Origin of the sequence: Luteococcus sp. Sow4_B9 (assembly GCF_052116585.1) — a bacterium.
GTDB lineage: Bacteria > Actinomycetota > Actinomycetes > Propionibacteriales > Propionibacteriaceae > Luteococcus.
Map to the genome: position 1 here is coordinate 1 of NZ_JBQKKT010000075.1, position 545 is coordinate 545.

1 protein-coding gene is annotated in these 545 nt (G+C 61.5%); it reads left to right on the forward strand.

What is annotated here, in order from left to right; genetic code table 11:
* Window positions 1–519, forward strand: a 519-nt coding sequence (locus ACTQ49_RS15015; RefSeq protein ID WP_441828638.1) for a transposase, incomplete at its 5' end; no start/stop codon positions are given.
* Window positions 520–545 lie beyond the last annotated feature (26 nt).

The window sequence follows — 545 nt, forward strand, 5'->3', positions numbered from 1 at the left end:
CACCTGATCCGGGCCTCAATGCGGTTCGTGTCCTACACCGACCGCAAACAGGTCGCGGCCGCGCTGCGCCCGATCTACACCGCCCCGGACCCGGAGGCGGCGTTGATGGCTTGGACCACGTTCGCGGACTCGACTTGGGGAAAGAAGTACCCCTCAGCGGCAGCCACCTGGGAGAACGCGTGGGACCGATTCATCCCCTTCCTCGACTTCGGGCCCGCGACGCGCAAGGTGATCTACACCACCAACGCGATCGAATCGTTGAACTACCAACTGCGCAAGGTCATCAAGAATCGTGGGCACTTCCCCAACGACGCCGCAGCGGTCAAGTTGTTGTGGTTGGCAATCATGAACATCGAGGCCAAACGGGCCCGTGAACGAGCCAAGGAAGCTGGCCGTCCCAAGGGCCAGCCCCGTACAGCTGCGGGCAAGCTGGTCGAAGGTCAGACCGTCACCGGCTGGAAGGCAGCCCTTGCCGAACTCGCCAACGTCTACCCAGAGCGCTTCAACCCCTACCTGTAATCAAACATTCAACCGATCATCACTTA